This window comes from Kitasatospora sp. NPDC058046 (assembly GCF_042885595.1).
GTDB lineage: Bacteria > Actinomycetota > Actinomycetes > Streptomycetales > Streptomycetaceae > Kitasatospora.
In genome coordinates, this window is record NZ_JBHVRS010000039.1 from 41,715 (window position 1) to 62,186 (window position 20,472).

At 71.7% G+C, this 20,472-nt stretch carries 11 protein-coding genes; 3 read left to right on the forward strand and 8 right to left on the reverse strand.

Annotated elements, in window-relative coordinates; translation table 11 throughout:
- Nucleotides 1-75: 75 nt before the first annotated feature.
- The 4 genes from ACFVU7_RS42610 to ACFVU7_RS42625 all read right to left on the reverse strand — a co-directional run bounded on the left by ACFVU7_RS42610 (nt 76) and on the right by ACFVU7_RS42625 (nt 8,697).
- Nucleotides 76-2,832 carry an RNAseH domain-containing protein gene (locus tag ACFVU7_RS42610; RefSeq protein ID WP_388051739.1) on the reverse strand — a complete coding sequence of 919 codons (2,757 nt, stop codon included), beginning with the start codon at nt 2,830-2,832 and terminating at the stop codon, nt 76-78.
- Complete coding sequence (locus ACFVU7_RS42615) at nt 2,829-6,185, reverse strand: hypothetical protein (RefSeq protein ID WP_388051741.1); 3,357 nt, start codon at nt 6,183-6,185, stop codon at nt 2,829-2,831. Before ACFVU7_RS42615 ends, ACFVU7_RS42610 begins: the two co-directional genes overlap by 4 nt.
- The gene (locus ACFVU7_RS42620; protein WP_388051743.1) at nt 6,182-7,381 is read right to left on the reverse strand and encodes a hypothetical protein; all 1,200 of its coding nucleotides are present in this window, start codon (nt 7,379-7,381) and stop codon (nt 6,182-6,184) included. Before ACFVU7_RS42620 ends, ACFVU7_RS42615 begins: the two co-directional genes overlap by 4 nt.
- Before the next feature lie 284 nt (nt 7,382-7,665).
- Complete coding sequence (locus tag ACFVU7_RS42625; protein ID WP_388051746.1) at nt 7,666-8,697, reverse strand: hypothetical protein; 1,032 nt, start codon at nt 8,695-8,697, stop codon at nt 7,666-7,668.
- 229 nt (nt 8,698-8,926) lie between these two features.
- On the opposite strand from ACFVU7_RS42625, the gene ACFVU7_RS42630 reads away from it, so the two are divergent.
- From ACFVU7_RS42630 to ACFVU7_RS42640, 3 genes are all read left to right on the forward strand, one after another.
- Entirely contained in the window at nt 8,927-9,088 is a 162-nt protein-coding gene (locus ACFVU7_RS42630; RefSeq protein WP_388051749.1) for a hypothetical protein, read from the forward strand.
- Between the two features lie 207 nt (nt 9,089-9,295).
- Nucleotides 9,296-10,498, forward strand: coding sequence for a helix-turn-helix domain-containing protein (locus ACFVU7_RS42635; protein ID WP_388051752.1), 1,203 nt, complete (start codon nt 9,296-9,298; stop codon nt 10,496-10,498).
- Between the two features lie 506 nt (nt 10,499-11,004).
- The gene (locus ACFVU7_RS42640) at nt 11,005-11,361 is read left to right on the forward strand and encodes a GNAT family N-acetyltransferase (RefSeq protein ID WP_388051755.1); all 357 of its coding nucleotides are present in this window, start codon (nt 11,005-11,007) and stop codon (nt 11,359-11,361) included.
- A 612-nt stretch (nt 11,362-11,973) separates the two neighbouring features.
- On the opposite strand, the gene ACFVU7_RS42645 is transcribed toward ACFVU7_RS42640, so the two are convergent.
- The 4 genes from ACFVU7_RS42645 to ACFVU7_RS42660 all read right to left on the reverse strand — a co-directional run bounded on the left by ACFVU7_RS42645 (nt 11,974) and on the right by ACFVU7_RS42660 (nt 20,425).
- On the reverse strand, nt 11,974-13,938 hold the full coding sequence (locus tag ACFVU7_RS42645) for a DUF3732 domain-containing protein (RefSeq protein WP_388051758.1): 1,965 nt from the start codon (nt 13,936-13,938) through the stop codon (nt 11,974-11,976).
- A complete protein-coding gene (locus ACFVU7_RS42650) occupies nt 13,935-14,420 on the reverse strand; it encodes a three component ABC system middle component (protein WP_388051760.1) in 486 nt (161 codons plus the stop codon). Before ACFVU7_RS42650 ends, ACFVU7_RS42645 begins: the two co-directional genes overlap by 4 nt.
- On the reverse strand, nt 14,407-15,633 hold the full coding sequence (locus ACFVU7_RS42655; protein ID WP_388051763.1) for an ABC-three component system protein: 1,227 nt from the start codon (nt 15,631-15,633) through the stop codon (nt 14,407-14,409). Before ACFVU7_RS42655 ends, ACFVU7_RS42650 begins: the two co-directional genes overlap by 14 nt.
- A gap of 538 nt (nt 15,634-16,171) precedes the next feature.
- Nucleotides 16,172-20,425 (reverse strand): hypothetical protein, encoded by a 4,254-nt coding sequence (locus ACFVU7_RS42660; RefSeq protein ID WP_388051766.1) that lies wholly within the window; start codon nt 20,423-20,425, stop codon nt 16,172-16,174.
- Between the last annotated feature and the right edge of the window lie 47 nt (nt 20,426-20,472).

Here is a 20,472-nt window from a genome sequence, read left to right on the forward strand (position 1 = left end):
TTGAAGCCGGTATGTCAGGGCCTTATGGCCCGCAGTGCCTCGGCCGTCTCCTCGCCCAGGTGACTCCGCCTCGGGTTACAGACTGGTCGTCTCGTCCTGTGCGGTGTTCTCGGCTTCGGCGGCATCGGGAGCGTCCTCGGAGCTCTCCGCGGTGCGGCGGTAGTAGGGGTGGGTGGTGTCCATCCTGCGAGCGAGGTGGAGGGGGGTGGGGGTGCGTTGGCGGACGTCGGAGGTGATGCCCTGGTTGGTCAGGACGGCGGCGACGGCTCCGATGAGGTCGCAGGGGGCGTCGGCCGCCTGGGCGATGACGGTGAACCGGGTGGCTGTGTGGGCGTAGCCGTTCTTGCTCTGGCTGCCGCTGTCGAAGCGTGTCTCGTCCTTGCCGAAGCGGCCGGCGGGGCTGGCGGCGTAGGTGCGGGGGACGTTGGAGAGGAGGAAGTCGGGGTACTGGCGGGTGCCGTCGTCGCTGGCGAGTTGGAAAAGGCTGCTGGTGGTGTCGGTGGCGCGCCACGTGCCGTCGCCGGTGCGCAGGTGGGCTCCGGTGGGGCGGCCGATGCGTTCCAGGTCGCCGATGACGCGGACGGCGGCCAGGGGGCGTTGGGCGCGGGGGAGGCTGTGGCCAGGCAGCCAGGACGCCGGCCGGGGCATGCCAGGGGGCGGGTCCTGACCCAAGGCTTCATCGGTGAGGCCCGCCCAGATGTACTCGGCGGTGTCGCCGTCGATGTAGAGCACCACAGGGGCCGGTACAGGCAGTTGGGTGCGGGCGGCGATAAGGGCCTGCTCGACGATGTCCGCGGCGGCGCGGGCCTGGAGTGTCTCGTCTGCGGTGGTGCGGTAGTCGCTGACGTCCCAGGCGAGGTCGACGGCGTGCAGCGCGGTGGTGGCCGGGCCGTGTGGCAGCCATCGTCCGCACTGGGGGCTGTAGGCCCAGACCTGCCAGGGGTCCTCCTTCCCACCGGTGGGGCGCATGGCGGCGAGGGTGGCGGTGATCGGTGCCGGTTCGGTGGTTCGGCGCTTGCCGGGCGTGCGCCGCTGGGCGTGGCGGCGGACGTGGATGCCGAGGTGCCACCAGTTCTCGAGCGGCAGCTTGCCGAAAGCGGCACCGAGGCGGTGGTCGGTGGCGCCGACGCCGCTGAGGATCTCGCGCAGGACGTTCGCTGTCGAGCTGTCGAGACCGCTCTGGCGGGAGGCGACCTTCTTCGCGCGGTACTTCTCGTTGTAGGGCTTGCCCTCCCGGGTGTGGGTCGGGATCGGCGGCGGGGCCTGCTTGATGTACTGGGAGGTCGCTGCGAGGCGCGCGAGGGCCTGCTTGGAGGGCCACTTGCCGTCCTCGGCCTCGGCCTTCTCGCGGGCTTCGACGCTCGGGTACCAGCGGTCGGGGTCCCAGTCGGTCTCGCAGATCGCCGCGACGAGCGTGTCCTCGCGGATATGGGGGGCGAGCATCTGCGCCAGGTCCCGCTCGCGCTCCGCGCTGGTGCGTGGTCCGTGTCCGAGGGCGCCGGCCTTGTCGTGGAGGAAGACGACCTCGATACGCCCGCCGGCTGCGGGTTCGGCGACGCCTTCGACGGCCTTCCCGTCCTTGCTGGGGCCCCACTGGGTGGCGATCGCGGCCTTCACCCGGGCGCGGACCTCGTCGGTACTCCACAGGACGGGGACGAGGAGGGTGCCCACGCCGGCAGCGTCCAGGGCGGCGGGGATCCGTTCGAGGGGGATCGGTCCGCTGACGCGTGAGCCGCTCTCGGTGGGCGGCACCTTGATGCCGGGGACCTCGATGAACACGGGGCTGCGGTGGCTGTACTTCTCGCACCGGGTGTCGATGGCCTCCTCGACGCGGCGGAAGAACTCCATGCCGTGCCCGCGGCCCAGGCCGGGGGTGCGGACGCTGGCCGGGGCGACGGCCCAGACCGGCCCCGGGACGGTGTCGGCCAGGGCGTCGTCGGCGAGGTGCTCGGGGAAGGGCGGCACGTTCGAGCTCAGGCGGGGCAGGGCGGCCAGGCGGCGGCTGGCGGCGACCGCGGGAACGTTCAGGCGGCGCTTCCACGGCGGGCCGTCGGTGGCCGCGGCGACGACGAGCGGCTGGTCGGGGTTGGCCAGCAGGACGGTGGCGACTCCCTTCCAGGAGGTGGCGAGGAGGGTGGTGGTGGCGTTCACAGTCAGCGCGTGGCGCCGGGAGTGCCCGCTGGCGGCGGTGCCGATGGTGATACGGGGCAGCAGGTGGCGGACCGTGCCCTTGCGGTCGGGTTCGGCGGGCAGTTCGTGGCCGATCGCGGCCAGGCGGCCGTCGGTGCACAGGGCGAAGCGGGCGGGGGTGCCGTTGCTGCGGGGCCAGTCGAGGGCGGCGAGTTCCTCGGCCAGGCGCCAGCGGGCGAGTTCGCCCGGCCACCAGCCGCGTGAGCGCTTGCCGGCGGGCGGCGGCGGGGGAAGGACGGCGGGGCGGGGCTCGGCCCGGCCGAGGAGTTCGGCCAGCTGTTCGCCGACGCGCTGGCCGTCGGGGCCTGGAACCACGGCCTCGGCCCAGTAGCTGAACACGTCGCGCCGGTTCTCGGTGCTGATCGGCGCCGCGCACAGGAGTTCGTAGCAGCCGTCGTTCCACTGCCAGCGCGCCCAGGTGCCCGCCGCCGCACGCAGGACACACTCCAGCGCCCGGTAGGGCGGCTGCACGTCCAGGGCGGTGCCGACGTTGCGCTTGTACTCGCGCGAGAGCTCCATGGCCAGGTCCATGACGGGGGCCTCGGGCCGGTAGGCGAGGACCTCGCCCAGGTCGGCGGGAGCGGTGCGGAACTGCAGCAGGCGGGCCTGCTTGCGGGTGACGCTGTCGAGCGGGCGGCTCATGCGTACTCTTCCAGGTAGGCGTCAAAGCCCGCGCGCAGCGCGGGAAGCAGGTGCCGGGCGTGGGCGTACTCGGCGATTTCCTCGACGGTGTGGCCGTAACAGGCGCCGAGCTGGGCGAGGTCGTCCTGTGGGACCTGTTCGAGCAGGCCCCGGACCAGGGTGGGCAGGTCGGATCCCCAGGTGGGGTCGTGGAAGGCGCCGTCGATGAAGTGCAGTTCGACGTGTGTCTGCCCGCGGCGTCCGCGGCCTGCCAGCTGGACGCTCTGACCGAGGAGGGTGGCGACGAGTTCGTACTTCAGCTCGTCGGGCAGGGCGGAGAAGCGCTTGGGCGCGTTGAGGTTGAGGCGCAGGTGCGCGTCGGCCGTCGCGCGAGCCCGGGCCAGGACGGCGGCGGGGTCGTCGCCGGGGACGGTGTCGCGCCAGGCCCGGGCGGCGATGCTGGCCGCCAGGACGGCCGGGTCGTCGGCCGGCATGACCGGCCGCACGCCCATGGCGATCAGGGTGATGGCCGACACGGCGACGCCCTCGAACACGGTCAGCACGTTCAGGCCCCGCTCGGTGCGCGGCAGCGGCGAGATGAGCACCTCGCCGTCCAGGTCCGCCAACTCCGCGAAACGGTCGCGGGTGAGCCGGCCGATCCCGTCGCAGACCGGCGGCAGAGAGGGGTCGGGGGTGTCCGCGACGGCGATGTAGATCCGCAGCCGCCGTCCGAGGGCAAGCGCGGTGTCGTACAGGCTCTGGGCGAACAGGCGGGTCTGCCGGTAGGAGTTGACGGTGATCAGGGCCCGCGCGCGATGCCGGGTGCGCGGATCCGCGGCCAGCCGGTCCAGGTCGCGTACCAGGCCCGGTGCGTAGCCGGCGGCCAGTGAGATGACCCGCTGGTCGCGTTCGCTATAGGGGGTGCTGCCGACGGCCAAGAGCTTTCCGTCGGCGACGGGGGTGCTGTTGAAGATGGTCAGACCATCACGGAGGGTGTCGGGCATGGCCCAGTCGGGGCGGGCGAGCAGGTGGGTGCGTGCCGCGCCCGGCATGAAGCCGCTGGCGGACATGCCCAGGACAGTGCGCTGGCGGCCGCAAAGGGCGAGGGAGACGATGCTGCCGAGGAACTGCGTCTCGGTGTGGGGGTCGGCGCGCAGCACCTCCATCTTCAAACTCGCGTGGCCACCCGGATCGTCCAGCCCCTCGAAGCGGAACCCGCCCAGCTGGCGGCCCAGAGGCCCGAACGGGACGACGGCGCCGGCGCCCTGGTGGCCGATCGCGTCGGCGAGCTCGGAGGCCGCGTCGATGCCGTGCCCGGCGAGTTCGCCAGCCCTGTCCGTCAGATCGAACATCGTGTGGACGATGGCCGTCAGCCACGTCTTCATCATCAGCGCGTGCACGACGCCCGCGGTGACCTCGGTGTGCGCGGGCACCCGCACCGGCTCCGGCCCGCCGAGCCCGCGTTGCGCCGGCACCGTGGACTCGGCGGATGCTCCCTCAGCTTCGCCCTCGGCGGGTAGCGCGGCGCAGACGATCTCCCGCAGTTCGTCCTTGAGGGCGGCAAGCTGCCACTCCCCGCCCTCGTCGATCGTGAGCATCCGTTCCAGCACGCCCGGGACGGGCAGCAGCCGATCCGGCAGGACGGCGCAGGAAGGGCGGTCGCCCGGCCGGGTGGCCACGCGTGGGAGCAGGGCCTGCAGGCAGTCGGCCTGCTCGGCGGTGGCCGCAGCCTCGGGGTCCACCCCGATCAGGTTCTCCAGCAGATGCCGGTCCCACTGATGGGGCTGGTACCAGCGCTTGCGGTCCTGTAGGACCTGCCGGGTCCGACGAGGGTCCTGTCCGCGGGCCATAGCCCGCGCCTGGGCGACCTCGGTGCAGACTTCTTCGCCGGCCACCAGGTCGAGCAACTGCTCGGCCAGGAACACCGCTCGGGTCAGGGGCCGGCGCACAGCCACGGCCAACCGCGGCGGCGCCTGGTGCAGGCTGTCGCGGATGCGCCGCAACACCGTGGTCGGGCGGGAGCGGGACGCGAGCTCCAGCACACCGCACTCGTCGAACCCCCGCGCCTGGTAGGCGTCGACCTCGTCGACGACCACGTAGGACGCCAGGCGCAGAAGGAACTCCCGCACGCTGATGCTGTTGCGGACTTCCCCGTCGACCTCCACCGGAATCTTGATCATCCCGGACTGGAAGCAGGCATGGGTGGTCACGATGATCCTGGCCGTCGTCGCGGCCTCGATATGGGAGAACTTCCCACAGGACGACACGTACGGGCACAACGCTCGCTCCGGTTGGCCGAAGGCGTCCGACGCCGCGACCGTGCACGGCTCCCTGCCGGCCTCGAAGGCGTCGCGGCCCTCGAGCTGCGCCTGCGTGGCGCACCCGTAGGCGGAGTTGCCGACGAGGAAGGCGATGCTCGCTGAGGCCTGCGCCAGCGGTACGCCGGTACCCTCCAGCTTCGCGGCGGAGCGCAGCGCGAAATTGTAGCGGCTGTTGGGTGCGATGAACGGCGTGGCCGTCTCCTTGACACCCGCCGCCCGCAGCTCCCGCTGCAAGGTGGAGGCCTCGCTGTAGACGTCTCCGTTGTCGCTGACCACCAGCACGGTGGTGCGGCCCAAGTCCGCCTGCTGGATCGCCAGCCCCCGGCCGAAGACGTTCTTGCCCACGCCCGGGGGCGCGCTCAGCAGGTGCATGCGGCCCGGCGGCAGGACGACGGGTTCCAGGGGACGCTGCCCGCCACCGATGGTCCCGCGCAGCAGCAGCGCGATCTGCTTCTCGCGGAAGGCCGGGCCCTTCATGTCCTGGTCCGTGTCCCGGCTCTGCCAGCCGAGCTCGTCGGCGTCCACGACCAGCTCCACCGACGGCGCGGTCACGACCCGGGGCGGCTTGTACACCCCCTGCTCGTCGGGGAAGGCGAGTTGGACCCGCCCGCGCGATGTCGGCGCCGACCAGCCCGATCCGCTGGCGACCCGCAGCACCCGCCGGCGCCTGGCCGGAGCGAGCAGGCGGTCGGCGACGTCTGAGGGGTCCTGCCCGTGGGCTGGTAGCACTTCGAACGCCCGCCCCCGCTCGCTGTGCCCAAGTGTGTAGAGGGCGGGCAGCGGGTCGTCCGCGTTCGGGGTGTGGAAGGCGTCGTGGACGGCCCGTTCGGCGTGGTGCAGCAACGCCTCCCCGCGATGGCGGGCGCCCAGCAGCGCGCCGAGGCGCTGCTTGTCCGCCTCGGGCCACTGCTCCCAGCCCGCCACGACGCGCGCCGCGTGCCCGGTGAGCAGGACGTGGGCGTCCGCGACGCGCACCACCTGCCGCCCGTCGCGGAACCGGGAGGGAAGGAGGTACTCGGCCAAGGCCACAGCCGCGGCCAGCGTCCTGCTCACGCCCCCGCCACCTCCGCCACCAGGTCGGCATCGGTCAGCACGCGCGCCCCGCCGTCCCGCACCACCCGGCGCAGCAATGGTAGGTATCCACGCAAGTGCTCAGGCACTACGAAGCACAGCCCGCCGGGCCCTTCGGGCTCCTCGCGCAGCTTCTGGGCCAGCCCGTACGGGTCGGCCCAGGTTTTGACGTCGACGCGCCACACCCTGGACCGGCCGGGACGGGTGACGTGCAGGTCGTAGGCGTCGCCGAACGGCCAAAGCCGCACCTTCGCCCCCGAGGCGACCAGCCGGTCGCGTAGCTCGACCTCCAGCAGGCCCGGGAGCGTCACCCACAGCCACAGCGCGTAGGGCAGCGCCACATAGCCCTCCACGGGCAGCAGCTCCGGCACGGTGCGCAGCTCGCCGCGCGGAGCCAGGTGCCAGCCCTCCGCATCCGGCTCGGCCCGGTACCGGGCACCCAGTAGGCTGTGGCGGTCCTCCTCGCACTCGAGGTCCACCGCTCCATTGGGGCGGTAGGTGGCCCGCAACGTCCATTCGCACATCGGACACGCTGCCCACAGACCGCCGAACTGCCGCGTCGGGGAGATTCCGGTGTACGCGCCAAGCTCGACCAACGCGGTACTCCGGGACAACTCGCGCCGTGTCAGGACGGGTGTGCGGACCATCGCCTCCCGGCCCCGGGTGTACGCCTCGAAGCCGGCGGCCCTCAGCGCGTGGAAGACGGCGTGCTGGACGCTCTCGCCGGAGATCCGCGACAGCCCGGTACTCACCGGCAGCATCCCCACTGCCCGCAGCAGGCTGCGCAGATGGCGGATGTCGGCACCGATCCCCGGGGCCTGATGACCGTGCTCAGCGGCCTCCACCGCGAGCCGGTGCAGCGCGGAGCTGGGCATGCCGTCGTCATCGAGCAGCCACAGCTCGTCGAGCACTGACCCCTTAGGGCGTCCCGGCAGGAGGTCGGCCACCCGGCTTCCGCGGAGCTGGTCGGCGAACACCTCGTACGACGGCGCCTGCTTGAGAACCCCGAAGGAGCGCACGTAGCGGCCATGGCACTCCATCAGCAGCCGCATGCGCCCCCGGGCCTCGCCCTCGCTGCTGCTCAATGCGAGCGCCGCGACCACGCAGGCGTCGAGCGCGGCGCGCTGGTCCTCGTTGAGCTCTTGAACGGCCGCGGCCGTTCCTGCCACCGCCGACATCCAGGTCCTCCCCGCGCCACATCGAACCCATGCCACAACCCCAACCCCTCCGCCTTGCGGGAGGGCACGGGAGTTCGGAGACCTTCCCCCGATCCGGTGATCCCGCTCCGGCGCACGCGGTCGCCGACCTCGGCCTGCACCAGGCCATCACCTTCCACTCCCGGGTCACGTCGGACAATCCGGTTCACGGCCGTCCTCGGGTCTGTCGGGGCCGCTGTGTCGGCTGTCGTCGCCTGCGGCACTACCTGTCTACGGGGATCCCGGGGCGAGGCCGAGCCGATCGGCTAGTCCGGCTGCCAGCACCCGTACTGGAGCATCCCGATGTCGACAAGACGGTCGAACTGGTGGCTCAGGTCGTCGATGCTCGCGCGCCCTTCGGCGAGGCGCAGTGTCTCGGCTAGGGCGTCCCGGCGTTCGCGTCCGTGGGCGACTCCCCACAGGAGCAGGGACAGTGGGCTGAGTGCGGACAGGGGGCGGCGGCCTTTCAGGACGCGGATGTCCTCGGTTCCCGGGTCGGGGACGAGGGTGACTGCCGGGTCGCGGCGGTAGGTGCCGGGGAGCACGTGTCGTGTGCTGGCGTACGTCGTGCCGGTGACGGCCTGGACTAGGAGGTCCTGGTAGAGGAGGGCGGCCCGCTCGCAGAACGGTTCCTCCCAGAGGCTGTCGCTGTCGGGCAGTTCGGGGAAGGGTGTGCGGAAGGTCCGGGCCCAGCGCGGGCGCAGCCATGCTGTTCCGAGGTAGAGGTCTCCGTGTGAGGCGAGGAGTGCGTCTGTCGCGGAGAGGCAGGCGTCCTGTGCGATGCGCAGGGCGTCTTTGGTGTCGCGGGTGTCAAGGATGTCGAAGCAGGTCTGGATCGCTGTGGTGGCCTCCTTGGCCAGGGTCGAGACGGCCGTGTCGATGAGGGCTTCGGCGTTCGCGTCCAGGGTCTTGCGGAGTGCTTCGAGGGCGCCGTCGTCGTCTATGACGTCCTGGCCGAGCAGGAAGCGGGCGGCCTGCTGGAGGTCGCAGAGGGTGCTGAGTTCCGGTTCGCTGCCGAGGAGGCTGACGCATTGGCTGGAGAATTCGTCGAAGGTGACGTAGCGGATCGTCACGGGGCGTCCGTCCGCGAGGACGGGGTCCCGGCGTCTGCGTACTCTCCAGGGGCTGTCCGTGACCACGCAGGCTTCGATCTCGGCGTGGGCGGTGGCGAGTCCCGCCAGTGCCGGCCCGCTGAGGTAGGCCCGGCGTGCTCCGTCGGCCACGACGATCGGTGCGAGCTGTGCTGCTATCTGCTTCACGCGGGCGGTGGCGAGGGGGTGGTGCCAGGCGATTCCCATGCTCTCCCCAAGGATTCGAGTGGAGCCATGGTGCCATTCTTGCGCAAGCGATGCCTTGTGAATGGCAACTGTTGCCTAGCTATTGGCAATGAGGTACCTTCTCCCTGCCTGTGCGGTCCCTGCACCTCGCGGGCCGTCCTCGTGCCTGGCACCCGCCCGACCGGACCAGGCCCGGTCCCTCCATGGGGCGCACTCCTGCCCGCCGGTATCTTCCATTTGAGGTAAAGCCATGAAGCTCCTCCAGCGTGTTGTCATACTGTCTGCGTTCGCCGCCATGGCGACGACGCTCGCCGTCGTCTCAGCCTCCTCCGCCCCCCGCGCCGGACACTCCATGGCAGCGGGCGACGAGATCACCTGGCCCGTCTTGGGCGACGAGATCACCTGGCCGTAGCACTCGGCGCCGCTGGCGGCGCCTGCACCGCAGGTGCCGCTGGCAGTGAATCCGGCGTCAGAACCCAGGGCCGGCCGGGATGGCAGGGGGCCGGTAGCGGCCCGGCCCCGAAGACCCGTCGGCTCGGCGTCGTCGTGCGCCGGAAACCCTCGACCGATCCCGAATGGCCGTTCGGGGGAGTTGCGGCGAATAGTTATGCTTTCGCGCATGGACGCATCACGGTTGCTGGGGCAGCCCGAGTTCGGACGCCAGCTGCGCCAGCTCAGGGTCTCGCGCGGACTGTCCCAGGCGGATCTTGCCGGGGAAGGCATCTCCAAGGCCCAGATCTCACGCTTGGAATCCGGCCTGCGTCCACCTACCGAGCGCACCATCGCCTACCTCGCCGAACGCCTCGACGTCACGCCAGAGGCATTCAGGTTCGGCAACACCGAGATCCTCACCCTCGCCGAGGCCCTCGCCGCCGTAACCTCCGCAGTCGACCGCGAGCACGCACTGGACCGCCTCCGCGACGTCCTGCACGACCAGCCCGAAGCCGACCCCACACTGCGCTGGCATGCCCTGTGGCTCCTGGGGGAACGCAACGACGACGAACGCGGCCTCCTGGTAGAACTCGTCGCGCTCGCCGAAGAGATCGACCAGCCGACCCTCCGGGCACGCACCCACGCCCGCCTCGCCCGCTTCCTCCGCTCCCAGGGCGACCTGGACGCCGCCCTGACCGCTGCAGACCGAGCCATGGCAGAGATCGACGGCCGACCCACCAGCCCCGCCGACACCGCCTCGCTGCTTCTTGCACTGGTGTCCATCGAAGTGGAGTCCAACAACGGCGGCAGCGCCGCCAAGTACGCGGCCAGCCTTCACTCCCTCCTGCCGCGACTGCCCTACCTGCTACGCACCGAGGCCCTGTGGACGCTCGCGGCGTACCGGATCTACGAGCAGCACTACGAGGAAGGCCGGGCCGCCCTCGAAGAGGCCATGGAGACCCTCTCGAGCAAGGACAACCTCATCCTGTGGATGAGGCTGCGGCTGGCCGCCGCCCGGCTCTACATGATCGAGTCCGTAGACCTCGGTCAGGCCCGCAGGCGGCTGGCCGAGGTCGGGCCCGCGATCGAACTCATCGGACACACCCGCCATCAGCACGAGTTCCTGACGATGACGGCACGGCTGGCCTACCTGGAAGGCGACCTCGACCGGGCGGAGGAACTGATCCGCGGGACCGACCCCCTCGGCCTCGACCTCGACTATCCCGACCGGATGCGGCACCTGGCGCTGATAGCGCAGGTGAAGCTCGCACGCGGAGACGAAAGCGGCGGGACGGACCTGGTCGAGCTGGCACAGGAGGCCGAGGCCCGAAAGAACTTCAAGCTCTCCTCCGAGATCTGGAAAGCCCGCGCAACGACTCGTCGCGCCTGAGGCCGGCCGTCGCCACTCGCTTCCTCGTCGCAGAGCGCCGTCCGTTTCCGGGGCGGCCCTGTGCCCGAGGGCGGTGGATCCGGCGAAGGCGACGGTGCCACGGGCACGCGAGCGGGTCCGCGCGGCGTGCTCCAGGCCCGGGCTGAGCGGAGGGCAGCGTGCCGAATTCCCGGCGGCTCGAGGGGCTGTCCCGGAGGCAACGCAGCCACGGCCCTGGTCTTCGGGGGAGTTGGTCGCCGGTCCCGCACGGGAAGGGATGGCCGTACATCCCGCCGCCGCCGTTCACCGAGGCCCGGGCCCCAGTGAACAGCGACCGCACCGAGACCCCGGACAATGTTCCGATCGCACTTCCCCAGGTCGTCTAGGAGCTCCCCGGGCGAACCGGGTGTCGGTGGCCAGTTGGAACTCCCCGACTGCGGCAATCTGGTGGGGAGTCAGGTGGTTGCGGGGTACGGTGACCGTCAGTGATGCACTCCAGCCCGTTCGCCACCGAAGGAGACCGCGCGATGGACATCGTTCAGCCCTCCGCTCGGTACCCGGAGCTTGTCTGGGAGTTGCGGACGGTGGACGGGGTTGTCGGCAGCGCCGGGGCTCTCGACGGCGAGACGATTTGGATCAGCCGGATCCGCATTGATCCGCGACACCGAGGCCTTGGTTACGCCACCGTCCTCCTGAAGGCCGTCCTTGCCCCCTTCGGTGACGTACCAGTCGGCCTTGCCGCAGCTCCTTTGCCAGCCGACGGCTCTGGACTCGACCGCGCAGAGCTTCGCGCCTGGTACGCACGACACGGCTTCCGTCCCGCCCCTCTGTGGGGCGACCCGGATCGAATGCTCCGCCAGCCGGTCTCCGGACCGAGCGGCTGACGGTCACGCATTGTCGCCAGGAGGTTGAAGGTGGGGAGCTGAACTGGCCGCCGGCGGGGAAGTGCCGGCCGTACGTGGGGAGAGGATCTTGGCCGCTGACAACCGGGCACGCCGCCCCACGTGCCATGCGGGCAGCGAACGTGTCCGTGCTCCGGAGCGCAGGCGAGGCCTCACGGCGATCGCGGCTCGGAGCGAGCCTCAGGTGCGCGCTGCGGTCTGGCACCCGTCGTGCAGGTCCATGGCGGCGCTTGTGCCGTCGTCGACCCGCGTCATCGATGCGGCGTCCAGGCACGCGAATGGTGTCCCGGCCGCAGCGCGGGCTCATGGACCCGTGCTGTCGGCACAGGCTTTCCATCCTGCAGCAGCACGCTCTCGTCGTCCACGGTCGGGCCCTTTCGCTTCCGTCCGGTCGGGTGCCGGCCGAGATGGGGGTGCCCGTGGTTGCGCGGTCCGCGAGACGGCGTACTGCCGTGAGCCCGCCGTTCCGTTCCTGTGGAGCACTGGAGGTCGGGGCCGGCCCTGCCCCCTGCCCTGGGCCGTCCTGTACAGGGACGCGCTGCACGGTCCGGAGCCGGCTGGAGGGCGGCGTCGGTGCGGTTGCGGGAGCGCTGCCTACCGGTCCTCGTCGTCACCGGGCTGGATGATCCATTCGGGTGGGACGAGGGCCTGGTTGTTGCTGTGGCGCCAGCGCTCGACGACATGGTCGCGAAAGAGCGGGTCGGTCAGGTCGGCGTGCTCGACGACGATGACCTGGAAGGCGCCGGCGAGTGACCGGACGGTGTCGTCGATGATCCGGTAGACGTCCAGCAGCTGGCTGAGGTCGTTGCCCTGCAGGGTGGGCTCCCCGGTGTAGTCGGGTGGGAAATACACCTGGGAGGGCTGGTCGAGGATCAGCGTGCGGGGTACGGGTCCGTTGTGCTCGCAGAACCATTCGTGCAGGCTCAGCAGGGTGGCGATGTGATAGCCGAGGTGGTTTTCCGCGCTGCCCATGTCGGGGAGCCGCACCGGGCCATCGGCGGTGTCGGCGACGACGGTCAGCTTGTTGATGTCGAGGCGGATCGGGAACTGCGAGTGGTCCAGGCCCAGTGATCCGGCCTTGGCGCGGATGTTCTGGCTGATCAGGGACAGGTAACTGGTGAGGCGGTCGTCCTGGGTGTCGTCGCTGAGCTGTTCTTCCAGGTCGGCGATCTGCCGACGGAGCTGGTCGCGGTTGTCCTCGACCAGCGGGACGGGTACGTGCTGGGCGGCGGTGTCGAGGTAGAGGCTGATGCGTCCGCGCACGTGCGCGGCACGCCGCAGGTCGTCCGGTTCCCGTTGCAGCGCGCGCAGGCCGGCACTGATCTCGTTCATCTCGTCCTGATTGCGGGCCAGCGCCGAGCGCAGTTCCTGCAACTGCTCTTCCTGTTTGGCGAGTTGGCGGCGCAGAGCCGGGGTGTCGCTGCCGATGACCTGCAGGTCGCCGCTGAGGCGGTCCAGATCCTGGGCGATGACGGCCATCGTGGTGGTGGCGGAGTCGACGGGACTGTCGCACACCGGGCACTGGGCGGCCTGTGAGGCCTGCCGGTCCAGACGCATGAGTCCCAGGGAGGCGAGGCGGGAGCGCTGCTCGGTGGCCTGGCCGGTGAAGTCGTCGTTCTCCTCCAGTGCGCGCTTGAGGTCGGAGATCCTCGCGCGGGTCGCTCCGTGGGCACGGCGCAGTTCGGTCCGCCGCGCGGTGACAAGGGCCATGGGATCGTCGGTGCGGTCGGGACCGGACCCGGTCTCGAGGCCGTTCGAGAGAGTGGAACGCAGGAGCTCCAGGACGGCTTCGGCGGTCGGCTCGTCGGCCGGAGGCGCGAGCAGGTGCTCCTCGACCGCCTCGGCGAGCAGGGCACGGGCCTGGCCCGAAGCCGGAGAGAGGGCCTGGGAGCGGGTGAGCCTGGCCTCGAGTTCCGACAGCTCCCGGCGCAGAATCCGCAGACGGGCCTGCAGCGCCGCTTGCTCGGGGTCGACCGCCCCGAGGAAGTACGGGATGACACTGCGGATGGTACTGGGGCGCCATTCCTCGCCCTGGGAGTGGAACAGCAGATCCGGGTTCGCGATCTCGTTCTGGGCCTGGAAGCAGAAGAAGAGGGCGTGGCGGATGGACGGCGAGATGGTCTGCACGCGGGCGACCGCGGGGACCTTGACCGTGCGGTCGATTCCGGTGAAGTCGCTGAGGAAGTCCTTCGCGGCCTCCAACGGGGTGGTGAAGAAAAGTTTTTCCAGCGGGGGCGGGGGAGTGCCGGGCGCCTGGGAGAGCACGCACAGCAGGGTGCTGACGGCGTGCTTTCCCTCCGGGGCACGACGGGCGACGAAGAGCTGCCGGCCGGGCTGGGAGAGGGTGACGGCGTACACGCCGACGTACTCGCGGACCCTGCCGGCCTTGACGGGGTAGTCGGAGCTGGCGAGGCAGTAGTCGATGATCGTCAGCAGCGCGCTCTTCCCGCGCCTGGAGTCGCCGGTGACGATGTTGAGGGCGCCGGTACGCAAGGGCACGGTGCGTACCTGGCCGGGCCGCTTTCCGTAGACGGTGACCGCGTGGATCTGAAAGGTCACGGTTGGACTCCCAGGAGGGTCAGGACGGTGCCGACGCTGCCGGTGCTGGGAAGCCAGCGCCCCAGCAGGAAGGCGGCCTTCTGGATGGCGGTGTTCTGCTCGGTGCCGCCCTTGACGGTCTTGGCCAGGGCCCGCGGGGCGAGCGTCAGCCCCGCTCCGTCCAGGCGCAGCACATCGCCTTGCAGGGCGAACAGCAGGCCGGGGCGCACGACGGCCGCAAGGGGGCCGGTGTTTCGGCCCATGGCGATGCGCACTGCCTCGTTCGCGTCGAGCCATCCCATCAGCCCGGTGCCGGTGGTGGCCGGCAGTACAGAGCGGATCGATGGTTGGAAGGCCATCACCGAGGCGGTCACCGCGACGGGCAGCGGGCACGGCGCGCTGTACTGCTGCGTGTGGCCTTGCACCGCGCGTGCGCACACGAGTGCGGCGAACGCCGGGTTGAACAGGGCGCGTTCCTCGCGGCTGAGGTCAGGAAGGGTCATCAGCGGTTCCAGCGGGTTCGGGCAGGGCTGCCAGGCGGGCGCTGAAGTCCGGGTGCCAGCCGACCCGCAGCTCGTCGGCGAGCATGTGGTACGAGCCCTTGGCCACGAACAGCTCCTCGCAGCCGGCGCGGATCTTGAGGCGGGCCTCCCGGTCGACCCAGCGGTAGATCAGCCGGGCTTCCTTCATCATCTGTTCTTCGGTGGCTTCGGTGCCGAGGTCCTCGCGCATCTCCGCGAACCGTGGCTGCCACTCCTCGACGAGCCTGCGCTCGTAGGTGCCGAGCTCCCCGGCGAGCAGCAGGTTCTCGTCCGCCCAGCGCGAGCGCTGGGTGAAGGCGCGGACCCAGTCCCTTGCCGCCATGGCGATCCGTTCGGGGCCGACGTCGATCAGCCGCAGTTGTTGGACGAAGACCTTGCCGGATGCTTCCACGGAACCGGCCGCCTCCGCGGTCAGTTGCGCGATGTCGGGGTCGATGGGCAGGTTGTGCTCACCGATCTGGTTGCGCAGGCCGGTGAAGAGCTCGTCGAACTCGGCTCCTGTCACGGGAGCGCCGCCGGGGGAGCTCATCTGGATGATCGCCCGTTCGAAGAACCACCCCTCCAGGCGCTGGAGGAAGGAGTTGGCGAAGCGGCGCTCCACGGCCAGGCTGGCGTAGCCGAGCAGGTCGGTCCTGACCTCGTCCAGGTCCGGTGCCCGGCCGATGACTTCGATCCGGCTGATGAGTTCGCGGCGGCGCTGGTCGCCGAGCGCGTCGAACGCCTTGAACGCTGCGGCCAGAGCGGTGCTGTCCGAGAACCTGCGGGCCCGCAGGAGCAGGTTCTCGGCCCTGCGTTCGTCGCGGTGCCCGCTCGTGCCGCACTGCAGGTGAAACCCCGCTGTCCCCGCCGGCAACTCGGCGGTGGTGAGCAGGTACAGGCTTGTCTCGCCGAGATCGATCCGCCTGTCGGTGACGGCCTGTGACCAGATCCTGAGCGTCTTCCACAGATCCGGCTGAAGATCCGTCAGCCGTGTCCCGGGTGCTCGCTTCTTCAGCTGGGTCAGTTCGGTGCGGGAGCCGACGAGTGCCTCGAGGTCATCGGTGGCCTCGATCGCCACACTCCAATCGATCCCGCCCCGGGAGAGCTCCACGCACCGCTGCAGTGCCTTGCGGAGTTGGTACAGATAGCCGAGGGCTGACGCGGATGCCTCGAAGGGGTCCTTCGCGCCGGTCACACCCACCGCCTCTCCCACGAGCCCGCGCGGTGATCCTCCCATGCGCGAGCCGCCAGAAAATGCATGATTCACCCACATAGCCGAACGAACCGGGGAAGGCGGCCCGGCGACCGCCGTCGACCCGGCCCGCCCGGCCCCACCTGCCCTGGGCCGGTTCACGCTTGGCGCGGTGAGGAGCTCCTGCGGCCCGTCGCCCGTGCTCGGCGCGCACACCGTCGCGGCCGGCTGTGCCGGTGCGGACCACGGCGTCCGGCAGCAGGACCGGCGGGGTGCCCGAGCACGCCGGACCGCGGGCAGAGTCCTTTGACGGCCGGCGCCCCGGAGCCGAGAGCCTCCCCGTCTCCCGGTGAGCTGGTTCCCGGCCCCAGGGTCGGGAGGCGGCTCACCGCGTGGGGTGTCGGGATCCTGCCGCCTTTCGACGGGCGGTGCGGGACGGGCTCCGGGCACGGTTGGTTCCGTCAGGCGGGCGGCCGTCCGCGGCCCGGACGGGGGGCCGTCCTCGGCCCCAGGCGCCCGGGGCGCCTGGCCGGCGTGGCGGCTATTCGTCCCGCTGCTGCAGTTGCTGTGCGAAGGGGTGTCCGGCCTGGGCGAAGGTGTCCAGGAGGGCCAGGTAGTGCGGGCGGGCGGCGGGGGTGAGGAAGGGGCGTAGGGCCTCCAGCCAGTCGGGCATCAGGAAGCCCGGTTCGGCCGCTGTGTTGTCGAGGGGGTCGGTGAGTTCCCGGGCCCAGCGCAGGCCGGGGTCGAGTTGGAAGCCGACAGGCTGCGATCTCAGCAGGCCGACGAGGGCGTCCGCGCAGCCGCGGATACTGCGGGCCTCGGGGATCCACATCTCGATGTGCTCGCATAGCGGCCGCGCGGACAGCCAGTGCTCGCGTGCCCGCTGTACGACGGCATCCAGGGAGCTGTCGGAGATATGGGGGACGGGCCCGGGGACGAGCTGCCGCAGCAGCGCCTCCTCGTCCCAGCCGGTCAGGTCCGGGGAAGGGGGGAGGGTCAGGGCGGTCTCCATGACGTGCGGCCACACGGCCGCGAGCGGGACGACGAGCTCCAGGTCGTAGGTGGCCGCCATCTTCAGCGCCTCCAGGAACAGCCCCAGCACAGCCGCGGACCCCGCCAGCTGGTCGACCATCCCGGCTGCGACCGAGGGATCGTGGCGCGAGGCGTTCAGAACGGCCGCCGCGAGCGGGGCGACCGTGTCGGAACGCCGGTGGTGGAACCCGCCGTGCTCCACACGGGCCGCCCGGGTGTACGCGTTCAGCACCGCGGGCCGCAGGGCCCGCGCCGCCGACGCCGCGCAGTGCCCGCCGGCGGCGGCGTCCAGGACCGCCGCCACACTCGGGAACAGCAGGTCCAGCCGGATCCGGTCGTCCGGCATGGCCTCGAGGTTGTCCACGAGGGTGCCCCTCCCGTCACCAGCGGACGGCGCCCGCGCGGCCGGGCCGTCCTTGGCCTCGGCGTCCTCACAATGCCGTTCCGGGAAAGCGAGGGGGTTCGCGGGGACCAGCCGGAGCCCCTCGAGGACCGCTTCCCAGGCCATCGCGTGGTGACAGCAGGACCCGACAGCCGCGCACGGCTCGGCCCACACCACGGCCATCCCGTCGCAGGTGTAGCGCCGCACCTCGTGCACCGGATGACAGGCCGCCACGCGCACCGCCCGGGCCGCCGCTTCCGCCAGGTCCGGGCCGATCCGCGCGCCGGGCCCGGACAGCAGCAGCCGGGGCAGGACCAGCGCCGCCATCCTGCTCCCCTCCCAGGGGAAGGAGGCATCGCAGGCATCGGTCGGAGTGCGATCCGTGACCGCGCGCACAAGCAGACCCACCGCCCACCGCAGGTCGCCACCATCCAGGTCATGGCCCGCGCAGGCGGCCACGACAGCCCCGGCAGCCACCGCGTACAGCCCGTCGACGGCGCGGACACCGACCTCATCGGGGGAGGCGTCCTCCCCGAGGTCTTGCACGGTATCCCGGGCGATGCGCAGGTCCGAGGCCAGCTCGGCCAAATCCCCGGGCACCACGGCCGCGGCACGCCGCCACAGATCCGTCAGCGCCTGATAGGCCGTGATCATGCCGTACAGCCGGCCCTGGCGGCCGCTGCGCTCCCTCATCCGTTCGATGCGCTCCGCGATGGCGGGGGAGGGCAGGACCTCGATCACCACCTCCCGCCCTTCCTGGCGGATGCTGTACCGGTCGAAGTCCAGATGGTCGGCCCAGTTCCCCACCGCCGCAGGGTCCAACCGACCCGGGCCGGCCTCCCGAAGCCGCCCGGCCACCTCCCGCAGCCGCTCCAGCGCCGCCTGGTCGTCCCGGCGCGCGGCCTCGACGACCAGATGCATGGCCACACGGCCAGGCTGCGCCCCCAGAAAGACGTCGCCGGGCAGGCCCTCGGGGGAGCCGCAGCGGAACTGGGCCCGGTACAGGGCGCGTCGGTTCTCGAACGACCACACCAACGGCAGGGCGAGGAAGTCGTCCAGCTCGTCGGTGACGCTGTCCAGGTGGCGTACCAGGAAGCCGTAGGCCAGCCCAGCGCCGGCGGCCGTGCCCACGTGCCGCAGCGGGAACTGCGCCACGTGCCGCAGCTCCATCCCGGCCTCGAACATCCGGTGCAGCATCAGGTCCAGGGCCATGAGGGAACTCGTGCACGGCTGGGGCCCGTTGAGCGTGCCCTGGTACCAGCCCCAGGCTCCCGCCCCGCCGGCGTACGCGCGCGAGCCGGTGCCCAGCAGGTCCGCCTCCAGCACCGGGCCGCCGGGGGAGCTGGCGCCGTCCGGCTCGCCCGGGACCCACTCGCAGGCTCCGTCCCCGTACTCGGTGACGGGCCCGTGCACGCAGTCGTGGGCCAGAGCCGACACCAGCGCCAGCCCATGCTCGGGCGAAGCCCGCAGCAGTGCCATGAACGGCCCCCGGTACCAGGCGGCCCGGCTGCGCAGCACCAGGCCCATGTACTCGTGCCGCCCCCGGAACACCTCCTGGCGGCGCCGACCGGGTTCCCGGGCACCGGGCTGCGTGCAGTAGTAGGTGGCCGCGAGCCGCAGCAGCAGGCCCGGATCGCAGGCCGCGAGCGCGCGCGCCGCATCGAAGCGGTCCACCACCGGTGCCAGATCACGCCGGTCGGTGGCGGCGACCTCCTGCAGCGCGACCGCCACGTGCTCGTCCAGGTCGCCGCCGAGCAGCCCCAGCGCCTCCAGCCGAAGCCCGCCCCTGGTCCCGCGGCACCCGCCGCCCAGCAGACACCCGCGCACCAGGGCCCGCACCACGCGGTACTGCGACACGTCCGTCCCGGCCGTCTCCAAACGTGCGACGCCGCGCAACCAGGCGAGCACCACCTCCTCGCCCCGGGACGGTTCATCGTCGGCCGACGGGGCGAACAGCGGCGTGTTCGCCGCCAGCCACGCCACGACCGGTGCCGCGACCACGGGATCACACGCTCCATCGCCCCCGAAGCGCAACTGCACGCACGACAGCATCCCGTCCAGCACCCGTGGATCACCGGCGAGGGAAGCGGACAGCGCCTCAAGCGCCCACTCGCACCAGCCCGCCGCGAGCACCGCCTCCCACGGCACCTCCGCCCATCGGGGCCCGTGCACCGCGGCCAGCCCCGCGAACCAGGCCGACAACTGCTCCCACCGGATCTGGAACGCGCCGGCCCCGCCCCCACGGTGCCGCAGTCTCACCTGGCACACGATCCGTGCCGCCCGCACCGCCCACCGGGGCCCGAGCACTTCCAGCAGCACAAGCCCGTCCTCGAGCAGCAGCCGCCTGGCCAGGGCGTAGTCCCGCAGCACGTCGTGCGTGAACTGGTACTCCTCGCCCCCCACCGCGGACATCTCGCCCACCGGCGCCAGGATCCCCGCCGACCGCAGCGATCCCAACGCCCGGCCGGACGGAAGACGCACCCGGCGGCCCGACAGCCGCGCCTGCGCCAGCGACACCAGGGCGTCGGCCCGGTCGTCGCCCGAGGCCCCGTCACCGCTGCGCCCGCCGCGCAGGACCAGCGCCTGCCACACCACCGTGTAGACGTCCGCCTCGCAGGACAGCACGTCGGGCAGAGAGGCACCGGCGCGTGCCGCGCGCAGCAGCAGGTCGACGGTCGTGAGCCGGCCGAGCAGCCAGCGGGATCTGGCGTCCAGGGCGATCCGGGCGAGTTCGGGGGCGGCGGCCAGGACCTGGGCGCTCTCGAGGTCGTTCAGCGGTGCGAGCGTGAACTCCCGTACGGGGCAGCCGGTGGGTTCGATGGCCTGCCGCAGGGTGTCCACCGCGTCGTCGCGGCTGACCAGGACGAGAGCGGCCCCGCAGGCCCGGGCGGCTTCAGCAGCCTCGCCCGCCAGGGCCTCCCATCCGTCCTGGACCGCCTCCGCGCCGTCCAGGACCACGGCGCGGCGCCGCGGCCCGTCGTCGACCGCCACCGCGTCCTCCAGCAGTTCCCGCACCCCGTACTGGTGCCCGGCCAGTACGGGGAAGGAGGCGGTGAGCACCGTGAACCGGCGCTGTCTCAGTTCGTCGACAACGCCCAGTGCCAGGGCGGACTTCCCGGTGCCCGGTTCCCCGTGTACCAGGACCACCGCGTCCGGTCCCGCATCGGCGGCGAGGGTGGCCAGGCCGTGGACGGCCGCGCTCCTGTCGATGCGCAGGTCCCCGCCGGCGCTGGTGCGCACGAAGCCCGGGGTGAGCCGGCGCAGTCCGCGCTCCCACTGGGCGAACAGCAGCGGACCGTCCACGGAGGCGGGCGGGAAGACGATGTCGCCTCCCTGGGCGGCGAACACGTTCCCGCCGTCGGCGGCGGTGTTGACCTGCACCGGAGCCTGTTCCGTGGGACGGGTGCGGTCCCTGCCGCCGCTATCCC

What these genes read in the sequence shown, in the direction of transcription:
- ACFVU7_RS42610 (WP_388051739.1), bottom strand. Translation starts at nt 2,832, where the DNA reads ATGAGCCGCCCGCTCGACAGCGTCACCCGCAAGCAGGCCCGCCTGCTG.
- ACFVU7_RS42620 (WP_388051743.1), bottom strand. Translation starts at nt 7,381, where the DNA reads ATGTCGGCGGTGGCAGGAACGGCCGCGGCCGTTCAAGAGCTCAACGAG.
- ACFVU7_RS42625 (WP_388051746.1), bottom strand. Translation starts at nt 8,697, where the DNA reads ATGGGAATCGCCTGGCACCACCCCCTCGCCACCGCCCGCGTGAAGCAG.
- ACFVU7_RS42630 (WP_388051749.1), top strand. Translation starts at nt 8,927, where the DNA reads ATGAAGCTCCTCCAGCGTGTTGTCATACTGTCTGCGTTCGCCGCCATG.
- ACFVU7_RS42635 (WP_388051752.1), top strand. Translation starts at nt 9,296, where the DNA reads ATGGACGCATCACGGTTGCTGGGGCAGCCCGAGTTCGGACGCCAGCTG.
- ACFVU7_RS42640 (WP_388051755.1), top strand. Translation starts at nt 11,005, where the DNA reads ATGGACATCGTTCAGCCCTCCGCTCGGTACCCGGAGCTTGTCTGGGAG.
- ACFVU7_RS42650 (WP_388051760.1), bottom strand. Translation starts at nt 14,420, where the DNA reads ATGACCCTTCCTGACCTCAGCCGCGAGGAACGCGCCCTGTTCAACCCG.